18 protein-coding genes and 1 tRNA gene are annotated in these 18,056 nt (G+C 63.4%); 12 read left to right on the top strand and 7 right to left on the bottom strand.

The window, feature by feature from the left end:
- Positions 1–309: 309 nt before the first annotated feature.
- Positions 310–400: transfer RNA gene (locus tag IC757_RS06905), tRNA-Ser, on the bottom strand.
- A 1,729-nt stretch (positions 401–2,129) separates the two neighbouring features.
- Between IC757_RS06905 and dnaX the strand changes: the two genes are divergently transcribed.
- From dnaX to recR, 3 genes are read left to right on the top strand one after another with little or no spacing between them, the layout of a single operon-like run.
- Complete coding sequence (dnaX, locus tag IC757_RS06910; RefSeq protein WP_190976611.1) at positions 2,130–3,770, top strand: DNA polymerase III subunit gamma/tau; 1,641 nt, start codon at positions 2,130–2,132, stop codon at positions 3,768–3,770.
- Positions 3,771–3,780: 10 nt separating this feature from the next.
- Positions 3,781–4,101 (top strand): YbaB/EbfC family nucleoid-associated protein, encoded by a 321-nt coding sequence (locus IC757_RS06915; RefSeq protein WP_190976612.1) that lies wholly within the window; start codon positions 3,781–3,783, stop codon positions 4,099–4,101.
- 15 nt (positions 4,102–4,116) lie between these two features.
- Positions 4,117–4,716 (top strand): recombination mediator RecR, encoded by a 600-nt coding sequence (recR, locus tag IC757_RS06920; RefSeq protein WP_190976613.1) that lies wholly within the window; start codon positions 4,117–4,119, stop codon positions 4,714–4,716.
- A gap of 56 nt (positions 4,717–4,772) precedes the next feature.
- Here the strand turns inward: recR and IC757_RS06925 are convergent, their stop codons facing one another.
- On the bottom strand, positions 4,773–5,063 hold the full coding sequence (locus tag IC757_RS06925; protein WP_190976614.1) for a ComEA family DNA-binding protein: 291 nt from the start codon (positions 5,061–5,063) through the stop codon (positions 4,773–4,775).
- A gap of 231 nt (positions 5,064–5,294) precedes the next feature.
- Here IC757_RS06925 and IC757_RS06930 point away from each other — a divergent pair, with 231 nt between their 5' ends.
- Entirely contained in the window at positions 5,295–5,561 is a 267-nt protein-coding gene (locus IC757_RS06930) for a hypothetical protein (RefSeq protein WP_190976615.1), read from the top strand.
- A 293-nt stretch (positions 5,562–5,854) separates the two neighbouring features.
- On the opposite strand, the gene sbcB is transcribed toward IC757_RS06930, so the two are convergent.
- Positions 5,855–7,288: an exodeoxyribonuclease I gene (gene sbcB / locus IC757_RS06935; protein ID WP_190976616.1), complete on the bottom strand. Its 1,434-nt coding sequence runs from the start codon at positions 7,286–7,288 to the stop codon at positions 5,855–5,857.
- A 100-nt stretch (positions 7,289–7,388) separates the two neighbouring features.
- Between sbcB and msrA the strand changes: the two genes are divergently transcribed.
- Positions 7,389–7,859: a peptide-methionine (S)-S-oxide reductase MsrA gene (gene msrA, locus IC757_RS06940; protein ID WP_190976617.1), complete on the top strand. Its 471-nt coding sequence runs from the start codon at positions 7,389–7,391 to the stop codon at positions 7,857–7,859.
- A 17-nt stretch (positions 7,860–7,876) separates the two neighbouring features.
- Here msrA and IC757_RS06945 read toward each other — a convergent pair whose 3' ends face one another.
- Complete coding sequence (locus IC757_RS06945; RefSeq protein ID WP_190976618.1) at positions 7,877–8,131, bottom strand: GlsB/YeaQ/YmgE family stress response membrane protein; 255 nt, start codon at positions 8,129–8,131, stop codon at positions 7,877–7,879.
- Positions 8,132–8,176: 45 nt separating this feature from the next.
- On the opposite strand from IC757_RS06945, the gene IC757_RS06950 reads away from it, so the two are divergent.
- From IC757_RS06950 to IC757_RS06960, 3 genes are all read left to right on the top strand, one after another.
- Positions 8,177–8,872, top strand: coding sequence for a histidine phosphatase family protein (locus IC757_RS06950; RefSeq protein ID WP_190976619.1), 696 nt, complete (start codon positions 8,177–8,179; stop codon positions 8,870–8,872).
- A 31-nt stretch (positions 8,873–8,903) separates the two neighbouring features.
- The gene (locus IC757_RS06955) at positions 8,904–9,662 is read left to right on the top strand and encodes an SDR family NAD(P)-dependent oxidoreductase (protein ID WP_223846290.1); all 759 of its coding nucleotides are present in this window, start codon (positions 8,904–8,906) and stop codon (positions 9,660–9,662) included.
- 61 nt (positions 9,663–9,723) lie between these two features.
- Complete coding sequence (locus IC757_RS06960) at positions 9,724–10,287, top strand: lytic transglycosylase domain-containing protein (RefSeq protein WP_190976620.1); 564 nt, start codon at positions 9,724–9,726, stop codon at positions 10,285–10,287.
- 17 nt (positions 10,288–10,304) lie between these two features.
- Here the strand turns inward: IC757_RS06960 and IC757_RS06965 are convergent, their stop codons facing one another.
- Positions 10,305–12,272, bottom strand: a complete 1,968-nt coding sequence (locus IC757_RS06965) for an ATP-binding protein (RefSeq protein ID WP_190976621.1) — start codon at positions 12,270–12,272, stop codon at positions 10,305–10,307.
- Complete coding sequence (gene pdsR, locus IC757_RS06970) at positions 12,269–12,961, bottom strand: proteobacterial dedicated sortase system response regulator (RefSeq protein ID WP_190976622.1); 693 nt, start codon at positions 12,959–12,961, stop codon at positions 12,269–12,271. Before pdsR ends, IC757_RS06965 begins: the two co-directional genes overlap by 4 nt.
- A gap of 145 nt (positions 12,962–13,106) precedes the next feature.
- Between pdsR and IC757_RS06975 the strand changes: the two genes are divergently transcribed.
- From IC757_RS06975 to IC757_RS06990, 4 genes are all read left to right on the top strand, one after another.
- Positions 13,107–13,412: a hypothetical protein gene (locus IC757_RS06975; protein WP_190976623.1), complete on the top strand. Its 306-nt coding sequence runs from the start codon at positions 13,107–13,109 to the stop codon at positions 13,410–13,412.
- A gap of 177 nt (positions 13,413–13,589) precedes the next feature.
- On the top strand, positions 13,590–14,594 hold the full coding sequence (gene lipA, locus IC757_RS06980) for a lipoyl synthase (RefSeq protein WP_223846291.1): 1,005 nt from the start codon (positions 13,590–13,592) through the stop codon (positions 14,592–14,594).
- A gap of 141 nt (positions 14,595–14,735) precedes the next feature.
- Entirely contained in the window at positions 14,736–16,898 is a 2,163-nt protein-coding gene (locus IC757_RS06985; RefSeq protein WP_190976625.1) for a S9 family peptidase, read from the top strand.
- An 89-nt stretch (positions 16,899–16,987) separates the two neighbouring features.
- The gene (locus IC757_RS06990) at positions 16,988–17,494 is read left to right on the top strand and encodes a DUF2799 domain-containing protein (protein WP_190976626.1); all 507 of its coding nucleotides are present in this window, start codon (positions 16,988–16,990) and stop codon (positions 17,492–17,494) included.
- Here the strand turns inward: IC757_RS06990 and IC757_RS06995 are convergent.
- The gene (locus IC757_RS06995) at positions 17,486–18,055 is read right to left on the bottom strand and encodes a GNAT family N-acetyltransferase (protein WP_190976627.1); all 570 of its coding nucleotides are present in this window, start codon (positions 18,053–18,055) and stop codon (positions 17,486–17,488) included. The genes IC757_RS06990 and IC757_RS06995 overlap by 9 nt on opposite strands.
- Position 18,056: the final 1 nt, after the last annotated feature.

Below are 18,056 nucleotides of genomic sequence, written 5' to 3' on the forward strand. Positions count from 1 at the left end.
ATTGACTGCGCACCCTTCGGGTGCTTGCCCTCCGCTTCGCTCCGGGTCGCTCCGCTCGCTGTCGCGAGCTGCGCATCGAGCTCGCCGCGCATTTTGCGCGGCTCGGTTCAAACCCTCGAAGGGCGTCAGCCCTTGCCGGTTTTCAAGACCGGTGCATTCAACCGCTCTGCCACCTCTCCGTGTTCTGGTTGTTGCCTCCAATTGTCGGAGGTTTTTTGGATCCTGTCGATCGGGCGGTCCTGTCGGACCGCGAGAGTACTTATGTCCCGCTGAGGGACAAAACCCCGCGCTTGGCGGGGCTTGTCGATATGGCGGAGAGGGAGGGATTCGAACCCTCGGTACGGGGTTACCGTACACTCGCTTTCCAGGCGAGCCCATTCGACCGCTCTGGCACCTCTCCGTAAAACCTGGCTACATATTGTCTTTAGTCAACTTCAGCCGCCTTGCGGCGGGCGGTCCTTTTCGGACCGCGAGAGGGAGGGATTGACTGCGCACCCTTCGGGTGCTTGCCCTCCGCTTCGCTCCGGGTCGCTCCGCTCGCTGTTGCGAGCTGCGCATCGAGCTCGCCGCGCTGTGCGCGGCTCGGTTCGAACCCTCGGTACGGGGTTACCGTACACTCGCTTTCCAGGCGAGCCCATTCGACCGCTCTGGCACCTCTCCGTAAACTTGGCATCTCATTATCTATCGGCTCCAGCCCATGAATCTACTCTAAGGGCGAGCCTCTCCGGTCGCATTCTTCAGCCTAGCCCATTCGACCGCTCTGGCATGGTCAAATGTTGCAAGCCGGCTATTGTAACGTGTGTTGTGGTGTTGTTGTACCCCGCGATAGGCCGACGACGTTGCCCCATGTCATTCCCACGTCGCCCCGGACTTGATCCGGGGCCTCGCACGGTAGGTGTTGGCACGGCTTCAGAGCAGGCCCTTCGCGTGCGAGATCCCGGATATCGCCTGCGGCGATTCCGGGATGACGGTGGCCGGGGGGCGGTGGCTTCCCCTCTCGTCTCCTGGGAGGCGGCGATTGGGGTGGCGGTTCGCTCCCCTCGCGTCGACCCGGGAACGTTGCCGCTTCGTCTCGCCCCCGTGTTGCCCCAGAGTCGCTACTGCTTCGTTGCGCCCATCCCACGTCGCCCCGGACTTGATCCGGGGCCTCGCACGGTAGGTGTTGGCACGGCTTCAGAGTAAGGCTTTCATGTGCGAGATCCCGGATATCGCCTGCGGCGATTCCGGGATGACGGTGGTCGGGGCGGTGGCTTCCCCTCTCGTCTCCTGGGAGGCGGCGATTGGGGTGGCGGTTCGCTCCCCTCGCGTCGACCCGGGAACGTTGCCGCTTCGTCTCGCCCCCGTGTTGCCCCAGAGTCGCTACTGCTTCGTTGCGCCCATCCCACGTCGCCCCGGACTTGATCCGGGGCCTCGCACGGTAGGTGTTGGCACGGCTTCAGAGTAAGGCTTTCATGTGCGAGATCCCGGATATCGCCTGCGGCGATTCCGGGATGACGGTGGCCGGGGGGCGGTGGCTTCCCCTCTCGTCTCCTGGGAGGCGGCGATTGGGGTGGCGGTTCGCTCCCCTCGCGTCGACCCGGGAACGTTGCCGCTTCGTCTCGCCCCCGTGTTGCCCCAGAGTCGCTACTGCTTCGTTGCGCCCATCCCACGTCGCCCCGGACTTGATCCGGGGCCTCGCACGGTAGGTGTTGGCACGGCTTCAGAGCAGGCCCTTCGCGTGCGAGATCCCGGATATCGCCTGCGGCGATTCCGGGATGACGGTGGCCGGGGGGCGGTGGCTTCCCCTCTCGTCTCCTGGGAGGCGGCGATTGGGGTGGCGGTTCGCCCCCCTCGCGTCGACCCGGGAACGTTGCCGCTTCGTCTCGCCCCCGTGTTGCCCCAGAGTCGCTACTGCTTCGTTGCGCCCATCCCACGTCGCCCCGGACTTGATCCGGGGCCTCGCACGGTAGGTGTTGGCACGGCTTCAGAGTAAGGCTTTCATGTGCGAGATCCCGGATATCGCCTGCGGCGATTCCGGGATGACGGTGGTCGGGGCGGTGGTATCGTGTAAACTCCGACGGGTGCCGGAGGCGTGATGCCCGGTGCTGGTTCTTGGCTTTTCTGGCCCACCTTTGAAGCAGGTTTTTTTAGTGAGTTATCAGGTTCTTGCGAGAAAGTGGCGCCCCCGGCAGTTTTCCGAACTGGTGGGGCAGTCGCATGTGGTCAAGGTGTTGTGCAATGGCCTGGCCGAGGGGCGGGTGCACCACGCATTTCTTTTTACTGGCACGCGCGGGGTGGGCAAGACCACGATTGCGCGCATTCTGGCCAAGTCGCTTAACTGCGCTGAAGGGGTGACGGCCCAGCCCTGCGGTGAGTGCGAGAACTGCGTGGCCATCGACGAGGGGCGGTTTGTTGATCTGCTCGAGATTGATGCCGCTTCGCGCACCAAGGTGGATGACACGCGCGAGATTCTCGATAACGTGCAGTATGCGCCGACCCAGGGGCGCTACAAGGTGTATCTCATTGACGAGGTGCACATGCTTTCCCGGCACAGTTTCAATGCACTGCTCAAGACGCTCGAGGAACCGCCCGAGCATGTCAAATTCGTGCTGGCAACAACCGATCCGCAGCAGATTCCGGTCACGATTCTCTCGCGCTGCCTGCAGTTCAACCTCCGTCGGCTCTCGACGCGGGAGATTGGCGGGCAGGTGCGCAGGATTCTGGCCGATGAGGGCATCGAGGCCGAGGATGCGGCCGTGGATCTGCTGGCCCGGGCCGCCGACGGCAGTATGCGCGACGGCCTGAGTCTGCTGGACCAGGCGCTGGCAGGCGGGCAGCGCCTGGAGGAGGCCGAGGTGCGTGACATGCTCGGCAGCGTCGAGCAGCGCCATGTACACACTATTGTCAAGGCGCTGGCCGATGCCGATGTGGCCGCGGCCATTGGCGCGGTGGGCGAAGTGTTTTCCCAGGCCCGGGACCTGGGCCAGTTGCTGACCGATCTGGCCGAAACCCTGCATCGTATTGCCCTGATTCAGCAGTTGCCTGACTATCGGGACGACAGTCGTGCTGACTGGGACGAGCTGGTCGAACTGGCCGGGCAGCTTGATGCCGAGGACCTGCAACTTTATTACCAGATTGCCGTGACCGGCCGTCGTGATCTGCCGCTGGCGCCGAGTGATCGCAGTGGCTGCGAGATGACGGTGCTGCGCATGTTTGCCTTTCGTCCGGACCCGGGGCAGGGCAGTGCGGGCGGCGGCGATGCGTCGGCGGGTCGTGACACGGTCCCGGCCGCGATGGCACCAAAGCCGCCGGCCGGTGCATCGGCTCAGCCGGCGGAGGTGGCTGATGCGGCCACGGATGAACCGGCCGGTGCGTCGGCCCCGCAGCGGCGGCTGACCCCGGAAAACTGGCCGGAGGTGCTGAAGCGTCTGCCCATCAGTGATTCTTTCAGGACGGTGGCAGGCATGATGCTTGTCCACCGAGTCGACGGCCCCCAGATTGAATTTACGGCCGCACCGGATGACCTGGTGATGATGACCGACCGCTTCCGGGGTGCCATGGAGCGGGCGCTGGGTGAGTGGCTGGCGATGTCGGTGCGGGTGGTGATCCGGCCGGCCGACAGCGATGAACTGGCCACGCCGGCCGAGCTCGAGCGCAGTGCGGTCGAGCGCAGCCAGGCCGAGGCCGAGGCGGCGATCGAGAACGATCCGCTGGTCAAGCGCCTGGTTGAGCGTTTCGATGCCGAGATCGTGCGCGAGTCGATTCGTCCACTCAATACACGCAGTCACTGAGGAACAGTTTGTGATCAAAGGCAATATCGGGCAGCTGATGCAGCAGGCCCAGAAGATGCAGGAAAACCTGAAGAAGGCCCAGGAAGAAATGGCTGGCGAGGAGGTCACGGGTGAAGCCGGCGGAGGCCTGGTCAAGGTGGTCATGAATGGGCGACACGAGGTGCGCAGGGTCATGATCGACCCGGATGTCGGCGATGACCGCGAGATGATCGAGGATCTGGTGGCCGCGGCGGTCAATGATGCCGTCAACCGGGTCCAGGAGATGATGCAGGAGAAGATGAGCGGGTTGACCGGCGGCATGCCCATGCCACCCGGGTTCAATCTGCCCTGACCCGCGGCCGGTGGCGTGAGTCACGACCCCTTTGATGATCTGCTCGACGCCCTGCGTTGTCTGCCGGGGGTGGGTGCGCGTTCGGCCCAGCGCATGGCGCTGCACCTGCTTGAACGTGACCGCGAGGGTGGGCGGCACCTGGCCGAGAGTCTGAGCCGGGCGATGCGCGATGTTCGTCGCTGCAGCCGCTGCCGCAACTTCACGGCCGATGAGCTCTGCCGGATCTGCCGCAGCGACAAGCGCTCCAGCGAAATCCTGTGCGTGGTCGAGAGTCCGGCTGACGTGCTGGCCATCGAGGCGGCCACTGTGTTTGACGGCCGCTACTTTGTTCTGCTGGGGCGCCTGTCTCCGCTTGATGGGATCGGCCCGCAGGACCTGGGCCTGGACCTGCTGGCGCGGCGGCTTGATGAGGAGGGGGTCGAGGAAATCATCATTGCCACCAACACCACGGTGGAAGGTGAGGCGACGGCTCACTATCTGCGGGAAATGGCCGGGCATCGCGGCATTCGCACCTCTCGCCTGGCCCAGGGTGTTCCGCTGGGCGGTGAACTTGAGCATACCGACCGCTCCACGCTGGCCCACGCCTTCAGCTCGCGCTTGCCGATGCGCAACTGAATGAGAAAGGCCTCCCTGCCTGAAGGCAGGGAGGCTTGATCGCGGCTGGTTGCCGTTTACTCTCCCGTTGATGCGCCGGGTAGCTCGATGCGCTCGCGATTGTTGTCGACCGTGCGCAGCCCGATTCCCTGAACCTCGATCAGTTCGTCAATGTGCTCGAACGGACCGTTGGTCTCGCGATGCTCCACGATGGCCTGGGCCTTGGCCATGCCGACCCCGTGCAGGGTTTCGGCCAGCTCTTCGACGGTTGCGGTGTTGACGTCGATGCGGGCCTCGTCGGCCAGGCCGGTCTGAACAACGGCCAGCGACAGCAGCAGTGCGACGATGACGAGTTTGAACTGATTCATGATGTTTCTCCTTGGGCGTTGGATGATACAGAACTTGATTCCGGATCCGCCGGGCGCCGGCCCGACGTTGGAAACAGTCTAGAAACCGCAGCCCGAGGTGCGCATTGGCAATCTGCAGCTGGCAGGTGTCAGCCATCGACTTGCCGATCGATCCGAAATTTCTTCTCAGGTTTTGAGAAAACGCCGTGCTGGAATAGGCACCGTGGAAATCGAAGTAGAGGAGATCGGAGCATGAAAGCAATGAACAGTCACCGTGAATTCCGGCAGTCCATCGTCGGCCAGCGGATCAGCGGCGTGATTGCCCGCCCGGGTCGTGACGGTGAGCCCCCCATGGTGCTGATGCTGCGTTTCGAGGACGGCAGCGTGGTGGAGTTCGTTTCTCCCCGAAGTGACCGCCTGCTCAAGCAGGCCCTGAATGAAACCCGGCGGTGCGGTGAGGCGGATCTGAAGGAGGCCGGGGAAGCGATGCAACTGCCGCTCAGCGGGCTTGCAGCATGAGGAGTGCGTCACGTTTTGCCCTGCTGGCGTGGGGTAGCGTGGCTTATCCACACAAGCTGTGGATAAGTTTGTGGGCAACAGTCGTCATCAAACCGTCACAGCAACCATCGAGCACATTGTACAAAATTTAACCAATTTGAAAATAACATAAAAAACAACAGGTTATATCTTGATTGGGCATGTCTGTGAATTAGCGGGCGTGTGAAGGGACTGTCAAACTTCGAATCAAGCGTTTGTGCATAACATTCGAATACAGTGCTTCATGAAGCGGCTGTAAGTTATTGATAGTTCGTTCAGGGCTCCTGGACTAGCCCCAGTTGCCCAGGCCACGCTGCCAGTTCATCGAATAATGCTTGCCTTTGTGGCTGTTCGGTGCGCAATTGTTCGAGTAGCAGGCGGTACTCGTCCCGGCGGATGGTGGCCAGGTCGGGGTTGTCGATCAGCCGTTTTCTGCGGTATGTCTCCCAGCGCTCGGTCTCGTCGGCATCCAGCGTGTCCGGCCACAGGCGGGCCCGGTATCGAAACAGCAGCTCATTGAGGCGTTCGTCGCTAAAAGGTGTCTGCAGCCGGGCCAGGTCTTCGGGTGCGGTGTCGCGAATGCGCGGATACAGACGCTGATCGCCCGGCGGGGGAAATCCGCCGTACAGGTCGAGTTCGGGATCGATGTCGGTCGCGGCCAGGGGCTGGTTGAAGATGCCGGTCAGCCGGTCGAGAAACGCCGGGTGCTGCCTGAGCTTCTCGGCATGGGACTCGATGCGGCCGGGCACGATCTGCAGCCGTTCCGACGAGGCCCGGTCGAGCACTCCCAGCGGCGAGATCATGGGGCAGCGATTGGTCCTCAGCAACTTGACCGGAACACGCTGCAGGTCGTCGGGCAGATCGGCTTCGGGGGTCCAGTACAGATCGGCCAGCGTCTCTTCGTCCCGGTCCAGGAAGGGGATGGGGTCCACTTCCAGATTCCACACCAGCCACTGGCTGGCAATGCGCGGATGCTGACGCAGCGGCAGCACGGCCGCGGTGTTGCAGCCTGGCTGAGCCGGGTAGCGCGAGGAGCTGTGCAGCAGGGGCTGAGCACGATGCAGCAGGTCGACCACGTGGCTCTTCTGGCGCAGCTTCAGGGCCCAGTCCCACAGCTTCGGGTTGTGATGGCGCACCAGCCTGGCCATTTCGATGGTGGCTTCGACGTCGGCCAGGGCGTCATGGGCGCGCGTGGTGTCGATGCCGTTGGCCGCGGCCACGTCTTCGAGCCGGAAGCTGGGACGTCCGTCCTCGTAGTCCGGCCACTGGATTCCGGCCGGCCGCAGGGCGCGGGTCATGCGCAACAGATCGATCAGGTCGAAGCGGCTGTTGCCATTGGCGTATTCGCGCACGTAGGGGTCGAAGAAATTGCGCCAGAACAGGTGGCGGGTGACCTCGTCGTCGAATCGAAAGTTGTTGTAGCCGACCGTGCAGGTTCCGGGCACGCTCATCAGCTCGAAGATTCGCCGGGCAAACTCGTTTTCGGGCAGCCCCCGATCGCGCGCCATTTGCGGCGTGATGCCGGTAATCAGGCAGGCGGCCGGGTGCGGCAGCATGTCACTTGCGGGCTGACAATAGAAAACTTCGGGTTCACCCACCGGTTGCAGCTCGGCATCGGTGCGGATGGCCGCGAATTGGGCGGGCCGGTCCCGGCGGGGGTCGGCGCCGAAGGTTTCGAAGTCGTACCACAGAAAGGTTTCACTGTTCATCCGGGCATGATTCCACAAGCGGATGGCGCGTGGGTGCGAAATTGACCTTCAGTGGGCTATCATTGCGCCCTGTGGCCAATTTGGGCAGGAACAAGAGCTGATGACTGACAAGGCAACCTTTGGCGCCGGATGCTTCTGGGGCGTTGAAATGCGGTTTCGCGAGCTTGACGGCGTGGTTGATGCCCGTGTCGGCTACATGGGGGGAAGCGTTGAGAATCCGACATACGAGCAGGTCTGCACCGATCGCACCGGTCACGCCGAGGTCTGTGAGGTGCGTTTCGATCCGTCCGGGATCAGCTACGAGGCGCTGGTGCGGGCCTTTTTCGAACTGCACGATCCGACCCAGGTCAACCGTCAGGGGCCGGACGTGGGCCGGCAGTATCGTTCAGTGATCTTCACCCATGATCCCGACCAGGAACGCACGGCCCGGGAAGTGCGCGACGAGCTGGACAGTGCCGGCCGCTTTGGCAGCCCGATTGCCACCTCGATCGAGCCGGCGGCCACTTTCTGGCCGGCCGAGGACTACCACCAGCAGTACCTGGCCCGGCGCGGGGGCAGCTGCGCGATCTGAGCGCCGCTGACAGATGCTCAGGTGGCCTTTTTCAGGGCCCTCAGAATCAGTAGCAGGATGATGGCGCCCACGGTCGCCATGATCAGGCTGCCGAGCAGCCCACCGGTGGTGATGCCCAGCTCGGTAAACAGGAAGCCACCAATGAACGCGCCGATGACGCCGACTACGATGTTGGTGACGATGCCGTGGCCGCGACCACGGACGAGAATGCCGGCCACCCAGCCGGCGATGCCGCCAACGAGCAGAAAGATCAGCAAGGATTCCAGGGTCATGTACAGATTCTCGGTTGAAATGTTTGCCGGGCCCGGGAAGGGGCCGTGAGTCCGGTTGTACCCAGCCTGATCCTGGTTCGCCATGGACAGGCCAGCCTGGGAGAGCAGGACTATGACCGACTCTCGCCGCTGGGTCAACGCCAGGCGATGCTGACCGGTCAGCGCTTGGCGTCGATCCTGGAATCCCGACCTCCACTGTGGTCCGGCACCCACCGTCGTCACCGCCAGACCGTGGATGGTTTACCGGTGGCCGGGTCGGCCCGGGTGCTGCCCGCGCTTGACGAGTTCAGCACCTACCGGCTGGTGCGTGTGGCGATAGAGCGCGCGGATCGGCTCGGCATACGGCGTCCGGCCAATACGCTGCTGGCCGATCCGCAAACTCATCTGCCGCGCTTGCTTGAATGGTTTCCCGAGGTGCTGGATGCCTGGCAGAGCGGAGACTTCGAAGACGACGCGCTGGATCCCTGGCCGGTTTTCCGCGAGCGGGTGCTCTCTCCGGTGGATGACTGGCAGCAGGAGTTGATGGCGGGACGATCGGTGGTGGTGGTCAGTTCGGCCGGCGTCATCAGTACGCTGGTGGCCGAGCTGACCGGCCGGGGACTGGGCTTTCAGCGCCAGCTGGCCGTGTCAATGTACAATGCGTCTGTCAGTCAGTTGTATCCAGGCGTCGGGAACTGGCAGGCTGACGTGATCAACTGTACCGATCATCTCGCTGCCGATGACCTGGTGACGCTGGCATGACCGACTGCGCGAAATCAATTGGGGAGTTCAAGTGACAGACAGGCAGGTTGTAGTCATTACTGGTTCGAGCCGTGGCATCGGCCGTTCGGCAGCCACCCTGCTGGCCGGGCGTGGATATGCCGTGGTCATCTCCAGTCGCAACCAGGACAGTTGCGAGGCGGTTGCCGAAGAGATTCGTGCCCAGGGGGGAGAAGCCATGGCCCAGGCCTGCCACATCGGGCGCGAGGACCAGCTTGCGGCGCTGGTCGAGGCCGCGGTGGACCGTTACGGTCGGCTTGACGGGCTAGTGCTCAATGCGGCCAGCAATCCGGTCTATGGACCCTCCGACCAGGTCGACCGCGACGCTTTCGATGTGATTATGCGCAACAACGTGTTCAGTGCCATGCGGCTGGCCCACCTGGCCCGACCGCACTTGGCCCGCTCCGACAACGGTTCGATCGCACTGGTGTCGTCGATCGCCGGTAGTTTCGGCAACCAGGCCATTGGCGTCTATGGCATGTCCAAAGCCGCCGAGAACCAGTTGGTGCGCAACCTGGCCCTGGAGCTCGGCCCGCATGGCATTCGGGTCAATGCGGTTGCCCCGGGGCTGGTCAAGACGGATTTCGCCCAGGCCTTGCTGGATGACGAGCGCACGGTGAAGTACTTCGAGAAGACCACGCCGCTGCGTCGACTGGCCGAGCCGGAAGACATTGCCGGCGTGATCGCGTTCCTGGTCGGTCCGGATTCGCGCTGGCTGTCGGGGCAGGTGCTGACCGCCGATGGCGGCCTGTCGGTGACTGGAGGGTTCTGAGTTGACGGTGGCTTGCCGGATTAGCCTTTCTTTCCTTTCATTCGTCCTGGTGGCGGGTGTCATGCTGGCGGCCACGTCGATCGTGCAGGCCCAGGTCTATACCTATGTCGATGAGAATGGCATCACCGTATATACCGACCGCAAACCCGATTCATCGCGCTACCAGGTGGAGAATCTGGGCTGTTTCGGGACCTGCCGGACCGGCGTGGACTGGGATCGCACGCCACTGAAGAACGGTCAGTTTGCCGATGAGGTCCGGGCCGTATCCGATGCCTTCGGTGTCGACAAGGCCCTGATCCGTGCCGTGATGCATGTCGAGTCCTGGTTCCAGGCCGACGCGGTCTCCAGCGCCGGGGCCCAGGGGCTGATGCAGTTGATGCCGGGCACTCAGCGTCGTTTTGGCGTCAGGGATCCTTTTGATCCGGTCGACAACATCACGGCGGGCACTGCCTACCTGGCCTGGCTGCTCGATGAATTCGATGGTGATCTCACCCGTGCGGTTGCCGCCTACAATGCCGGCGAGAACGCGGTGCGCCGCCACAACGGCGTCCCCCCTTATTCCGAAACCCGCGAGTACGTTCGGCGCGTCAATATCATGTACCGACGGTACCGCCACGGGCCCTGAGTAGCCCGGGACACTGTTCAGTCCGCCACGGTGGGCAGTGTCAGCTCGAACCGGGTGCCGTCTGGCAACGCCAGGGCGCGGATGCTGCCGCCGTGGTGCTGCACGATCAGGCGGGCCACGTAGAGTCCCAACCCCAGGTGTACACCCGGCTTCTCGCCGCCGCGGGCCGAGACCATGGAATCGAAGATCCGGTCGGCCACGTGATCGGGAATGCGTGGCCCCGGGTTGTCGATCTGAACGATGACCTTGCGTCGCTTCTCGGTCAGGCCGATGCGGATGCGGTCGCCGGGCCGGGAGAAGTCGACCGCGTTGTCGACCAGCTTGTCGAGCATCTGGGTGAGGAGATCAGGGGAGCCGTTGACGCTGACTGCCCGTGCAGAGCTGTTGTCGAGGACGAACTGGCGATCGGGATAGGTCATTTCGCAACCTTCCCGGTAATCCTTGAGCAGATGTGAAAGGTCCAGGATTTCGAACCCTTCGGTGGCCAGTGCTTCCTCGATGCGGCTGGCCTGACTCATGGACTGCAGAATGGCGCCCAGACGGCGGCAACCCTGTTCGGCACGTGCCCGGTAGCGTTCGCGTTCGACCGGGCTGTCGACCTGCGACAGGTTGTCGAGCGAGGAGCGTATGGCCGCCAGCGGGGTGCGCAGTTCGTGGGCCAGCTTGTCGGCCAGGGTCCGCAGGTAGTTCTGGTGGCTGAACTGGCGTTCGATCAGCCCTGAAAGGCTTCGGCCCAGGTCGCCGATCTCGTCATTGCTGCCCGGTGGGTCCATGGGTGCGCGTACCCGCCCGTCGGGCAGTACGGCAGTCTCGGCCCGGTTGCGCAGGCGACGAATGCGCTCGGAAAGCACGACGGCAAAACCGACCAGCAGGGCCGCGATGAGAAGAAGCCCGACAAGGCTGCTGCCGAACAGCCTGAGCACTGCCTGATTGGCCAGGACCAGCAGCTCGTCGGCACGACGTTCCAGTACCACCTGTCCCAGCAATTCGCCCTCGGCCATGACCGGGGCTCGCGCCATGACGACAACACTGGCGCCACGGTTGGTGCTCATCCATTCCACCTGGGTCTCGTCGGGCTCGCCGGCCAGTTTCAGGCGGGCGCTGTGCGCGCCGACGGACGGACGCTCGGGCAGCCGATCGCCCAGCAGCCGTTCGAACAGTACCGGTGCCGCTTGGGTGGTGTTGCCCGAACGGGTCAGGGCATCGTGGTAACCCAGCACCCAACCGCTGGCGGTGGTGGCCCAGGCGCGAGTGTTGTCGGGCAGCAGCCGTTCCAGGCGCGAGTCCAGTGTCTCGCTGGAACGGATCAGGGGCAGGGTGCCGAATGTGCCGGCCTTCGACCGCACCCGGCGTTCGATGGGGTCGTCGACATCATGCACGACCAGCCCCAGCCGGTCCGGTTGAACCGGATTCGCGACTTCCAGCTCCAGCGTCCATCCGCGGCTTCGCGGTTGCCAGTTGCCCTGCACGCTGAAGCCGCTATCGGCATCGCTGGCCTCCACCCACCCCGGTGCCAGTGGTGCCAGGGTCAGATTGTACTCTTCGGCGCCCTGGCCGATCACGATCTCGACCCGATCCCCCGGTCCCTGATCGGGATCGGCCAGTACCAGTGTCGTGCCATCGACTGTCAGCAGCAGGTGCAGGCGGCCACGGGGGCGAGCAGCCAGGAGCAGCCGGGCTTCGGGCCCTGCCGCATCCGTGGCCAGGGGGCGTGCCTGGTCCAGCCAGCGCTCCCATTCGGCGCCGTGGCCATCGAGATGAATGGGGTGATCCAGTGGATGCACGTAAAGCCCGTCGTCCGGGTCGCTCCAGGGCTGCTCGGGCTCGCTGGCCAGGCGTCGTGCCATGGCCGTGGCATTGTCGAGCAGGGCCTGTTCATGGGCCTGTCGGAGTGACTGCTCCAGGGTCTTGACGAACTGCCAGCCGGCGATGGGAATCACGACAACCAGCGCCGTGACCAGCATCAGCTGTCCGCGCAGTTTCATGAAGTCCAGCGATAGCCGGCGCCGTGAACGGTTTCGAGTGCCTCGAACTGACCGTCCAGGGCCTGGAACTTGCGCCGTATTCGCTTGATGTGGGAGGTAACGGTGGTGTCGTCGACGACCAGGCTGGCCGCCTCCATCAACTGGCCGCGGCTGCGCACGTGTCCGCTGCGCGAGGCCAGCGCGTAGACCATCCAGAACTCGGTCACGGTCAGCGGGACCGCTTGCCCGTTCCAGCTCGCACGCAGGGCCTCGCCGTCGAGCTCCAGCGCGCCGTGCCGAATGATCTGGGGGCGCCGACTGTCGTCATCGGCCGCATCGATTCGTCGGAACAGGGCCACGATGCGGGCCAGCAGGTGCTGGGTGGAGATGTCCTTGGTCAGGTAGTCATCGGCACCCAGGCGCAGGCCGGAGACGGCATCCAGGTCGGAGTCTCGGGCGGTCAGAAAGATGATCGGCAGCGTCTTCGAGCGCGATCGCAACTGGCGGCAGAGCTCGAACCCGCCTTCCGGTTCGTCGCCCAGGCCTATGTCGATGATCACCAGGTCGGGCAGGGGGCCGGCAAAGGCTTCCTCGGCCTGCGGGCGATCAGCATATCCGCGCGTGGTGAATCCATAGCGTTCCAGCGCCTCGCGGTAGTTGTCGCGAAGCGTGGCTTCATCCTCGACGATGGCAATGACGCGCGCGGTCATGAAAGTGGCTGGATGGAAACAGGCAGGAACGGGCTGCCACAAGTTTGCCACATCCTCTCCCCGAATTGCCATCGTCGTGACGGCGTGATGCCCGGCCGGACCGTTTCAATGACACCCAACACAACAACGTATAGGAGTCACTGAAATGAAAAGCTGTGCGGTCATCATTCTGCTGATGATTCTGGGATCGGTTAGCGTCAACACATGGGCCGTGCCGGCCAGGAGTGCCGATATGGCCCTGGGCATACCGGAGTTTGCGCTGCAATCGCCGGCGACGGCTTCGGTTCACGACTCTTCCGGTGATTTCGCGACGCCCGGACAGGCTCTTAAGAGTCCATCGGAAGACGGGATGGACGGCTTCGAGACACTGGTGCGCTCGGCCGTGTCCCTGTTGCTGGTTGCGCTGCTGTTTCTGGGTCCCAGGCAGGACCTGGAGGAGGTACAGCAATGACCACCTTGACGATCGATGAACTGAGTCGCCAGCGTCGTCGCCAGATGGGACTGTCGCCAGGAATGACGCACCTGCCACCGGGCTGGCCGGTCGATGGAGCGGGTTTTCTCACGCCGGTGATCGAACAATGGGATAATGACAGGTCGAAGAATCGCCAATGTCCGGAGTCTCGAGCAAGTGAGCGAAGCCAGACGCATTCCCATCGCCGTGAAGAGCGGCGAGAAAGTTCTCAAGCCGCAGGGCTTTACAGCCATTCGTGATGGCATCAAGGCCAGGGCCGGCGCCGAGCCGGCGCCGATCGGACGCAAGCCCAAGTGGCTAAGGGCACGCCTGCCGCAGGGCGGCAAGTACGAGCAGGTGCGTGACAACGTCAACAAGCATCGGCTGGCCACGGTCTGCCAGGAGTCCAAGTGCCCGAACATCGGCGAATGCTGGACCAATGGTGTGGCCACCATCATGCTGATGGGCGATGTCTGTACCCGCGCTTGTCGCTTCTGCTCGGTTGATACCGGCAATCCGCGTGGCTGGCTGGATCCTGAAGAGCCGGCCAATTCGGCCGAATCGGTGCGCATCATGGACCTGAAATACGTGGTGCTGACCTCGGTCGATCGTGATGACCTCGACGATGGTGGCGCAGGCCACTACGCCGCCTGCATCCGCGAGATCAAGAAGGTCAACCCGCAAACGGCGGTCGAGGCGCTGACGCCGGACTTCCAGGGCCGCCTGCATGATGTCGAGACCGTGGTCGATTCCGGCCTGGAAGTGTTTGCCCAGAACGTCGAGACCGTTCGTCGTCTCACGCATCCCGTGCGCGACCCGCGAGCGGGTTACGAGCAGACCCTCAAGGTGCTCGAGCACGCCAAGCAGTACCGTCCCGGAGTGTTGACCAAGACCAGCCTGATGCTGGGCCTGGGCGAGACCACCGAGGAAGTGATCGAAACCATGGACGATCTGCGCACCATCGGCGTGGATATCGTGACTTTCGGGCAATACCTGCGCCCGACCATCAACCACTTGCCGGTCGAACGCTACGTGACACCGGACGAGTTTCGCGAATTGCGCGAGATCGGTCTGGAAAAGGGATTCCTCGAGGTGGTTTCGGGGCCACTGGTGCGTTCCAGCTACCGGGCCGACCGGGTCTTCGAGAAGAACAACTGCGGTATCGACGACAGCGCGGCCTGATGGCGCGTGGGCTGGATGCCGAGACCCGCGAACGTCTGCTCGAATAGCTCGCTGAATTGTTTGGCCATGCCGGTCGTCGGGAATCGGTGTAGACTCGTCTCGCGCCGTTGGCGCACCCTCTTGGCTACTGCATGAATCCACATGAAAAAGACCCTGCTACTACTCCTGCTGGCCATCGTGAGCCTGGCAGCCTGTGACCGGAACCAGACCGAGACCATGACCACTACCGAGCCCGAAGCCATCGACGAATACCCGCGACCGCCCGTGGCCGAGCGCCGGGACCACGTGGTCGAGGCACCGGCCGGCGAGCGGGTCGATCCGTGGTACTGGCTGCGTGATGACGAGCGTGCCGATGCCGATATCCTGGCCTACCTGGAAGCCGAAAACGCTTACGAAAAGGCCATGCAGGCCCATCTGTCGGACTTGCGCAAGGACTTGTCCGAAGAACTCCGCGGGCGCATCGCCGAAGACGATTCCACCGTGCCCTGGTATGACCGTGGCTACTGGTACTACACCCGCTTCGAGAAGGGGCATGAGTACCCGATATACGCCCGCCGCAAGGGCGATCTGGATGCCGAGGAGGAGATCCTGCTCAACGTCAATGAAAAGGCGGAGAGCGAGGATTTCTACCAGGTTGGCGGCTGGGACGTGAGCATGGACGGGCAGCGCTTCGCCTGGCTGGAAGATACCGTCGGCCGTCGTCAGCATCGCTTGATGATCAAGGAGTTCGACACTGGCGAGGTCATCGATACCGGCACTACCGGCGTGTCCAGCCTGTCGTGGTCGGCCGACAACGATGTGCTGTATTACGTGGAAAACGAACCCGAAACGCTGCGTTCCTGGCGCGTGCGACGCTACCGGGTCGGTGGTGGCGGTGCCGGTGAGCTGGTCTACCAGGAAGACGATACGGCCTTCTACACCTATGTCTCGCGCACCAAGTCGAATGCATTCAACTTCATCTATCTGCGCTCCACGGTGGCCAGCGAGATGCACGTGGTGGAGGCCGCCGACACCGAGGCGGATTTCGAGCTGTTCTATCCGCGCGAGCGTGGACACGAGTACGCGGCAGATCATCTGGGCGATCACTGGATCATCCGTACCAACCACCAGGCACCCAACTTCCGCATCATGCGGGTGGCCCTCGACGAGCATGACGATCGCGATGCCTGGGAAGATGTCATTGCCCACGACGAAGACGTCTTCATTCACGAATTCGATGCCATGGAAGGATTTCTGGCCGTGGGTGAGCGCTCCGGAGGACTGCGCCGCATTCGCATTCATGACTGGGAGTCGAGTGAGTCGGAAGTGCTGGAGTTTGACGAGCCCGCCTATGCCGCCTTTCTGGCGGCCAACCCGGATCAGGGGGCCGCGGCTCTGCGCTATGTCTATACCTCGATGACCACCCCCAACTCGACCTGGGAGCTGGATGTGGCCAGCGGAGACCGTGAATTGCTCAAGCGTGACAAGGTGCCCGGCGATTTCGATTCCGACCATTACCTCACCCGTCGGGAGTGGGTGGAGGCGCGTGATGGAACGCGCATCCCGGTGTCCATTCTCCACCACCGCGATACTCCGCTGGACGGGACGGCCCCGCTGTACCAGTACGCTTACGGATCCTACGGACACAGCAGCGACCCCAGTTTCGCCACCGGCCGTCTGAGCCTGGTCGATCGTGGCTTCGTGTTTGCCATTGCCCATGTCCGTGGCGGGCAGGAGATGGGTCGCCGGTGGTACGACGACGGAAGAATGCTTAACAAGATCAATACCTTCACGGACTTTATTGATGTAACAGAGCACCTTGTCGACGAGGAGCTGGTCGATGGCGACCGCGTATTTGCCATGGGCGGTTCGGCCGGTGGCTTGCTGATGGGTGCGGTGGTCAACATGGCGCCCGAGCATTACCGCGGCGTGGTGGCCCACGTCCCGTTTGTCGACGTGGTTACCACCATGCTCGACGAGTCCATTCCCCTGACCACCAATGAGTTCGACGAGTGGGGCAATCCGGTCGACCCGGAATACTATGAGTACATGCTGTCGTATTCGCCCTACGACAACGTGCGCGAGCAGGACTACCCGGCCATGCTGGTCACCACCGGCCTGTGGGACTCCCAGGTACAGTACTGGGAGCCGGCCAAGTGGGTTGCGAAGCTGCGCGCCTACAAGACCGATGACAACCCGTTGCTGCTGCATACCAATATGTCGGCCGGGCACGGTGGCGCGTCCGGACGTTTTCGACGTTTGGAACAGACAGCGGCCGAGTATGCCTTCATACTGGACCTGGCCGGTCTGTATCCGGAAAACTGAAAGCGACCTGGGAGGGTGTGATGATGATCAGGCAATGGGCTGCAAAAGGGAGTGTGGTGGCAATCCTGGTTCTTTCGGGGTGCGCGACCATGTCGCCCGAGGAATGTGCCGTGGCCGACTGGGAGCGGATCGGCGAGATGGATGCCCGCGCGGGGCAGGGCATGAGTTACTTTGCGCGACGTGCCGACGATTGCGCGGAAGCCGGTTATCCGGCCGACCGCGAGGCCTGGACGCACGGCTGGGATACCGGCATCGTCTGGTTCTGCACGCGCAACAACGGCTTCCGCCAGGGGATCAACGGCCAGCGCTATGATTCGATTTGCCCCGGTGAGCTGGAACCCGAGTTTCTGGACGGTTACGACACCGGCCAGGCGGTGTACCAGGCCCGCAGTCGTGTTGATCGGAGTGTTGACGAGATCCGGCGCGCCGAGGACCAGCTTGCCCAGTTGCGTGAAGAACGGCCGCGAGACCGCGAAGCGATTGCCGAAACGCGGGAGCGTCTCGCGGTTCTGCGCGACCGCCTGCGTGACCAGGAGCTGGAACTGGCCCGCCTGGAAGGCCTGGCCCAGGGCCAGGGTTTTCCGCTTTCACTGTAGCAGTTTGCGGACCTCGACCACGCCGCTGTTGTCGTGCGAGCGATGACGGGAGAAACCCAGTGACCTGGCCAGTGACAGCATGGGCTCGTTGTCTTCCAGCACCAGGCCGTAGAGGACCTTGATGCCCTTCTTTCTCGCCCATTCAATGGCTCGGGTCAACAGGTAGCGGCCCAGGCGCTGGCGTTTGAGTTCGCCGCCAACGATGATGGCGAACTCGGCCTGTCGGCCGTCCGCGTCCATGGCCACCCGGACCACCGCCCCGATCAGGGCTTCTTCCGGCGAGCGGGCCTCGACCAAGACCAGGGCGAATTCGTGTTCATGATCGATGCTGGCCAGTCTCGAGGCATACTGCGGGGTCAGTTCCTTGATCGGGTGCATGAAGCGCATGCGTACCTCATCCGGGGTCAGGCGCAGGAAGCTGCGTCGCAGCATCGGGGCATCGGACGGCTGCATGGGACGCAGTATGAAGCGACGTCCGTCAGGCAGTTCGATGGCCTCGCACCATGGGCGTCCCAGCGGTAGTCGGGTGAAGGGGTACTTGCGTGTGCCGCGAGCAGTCACC

The organism is Wenzhouxiangella sp. AB-CW3, assembly GCF_014725735.1.
Lineage (GTDB): Bacteria > Pseudomonadota > Gammaproteobacteria > Xanthomonadales > Wenzhouxiangellaceae > Wenzhouxiangella.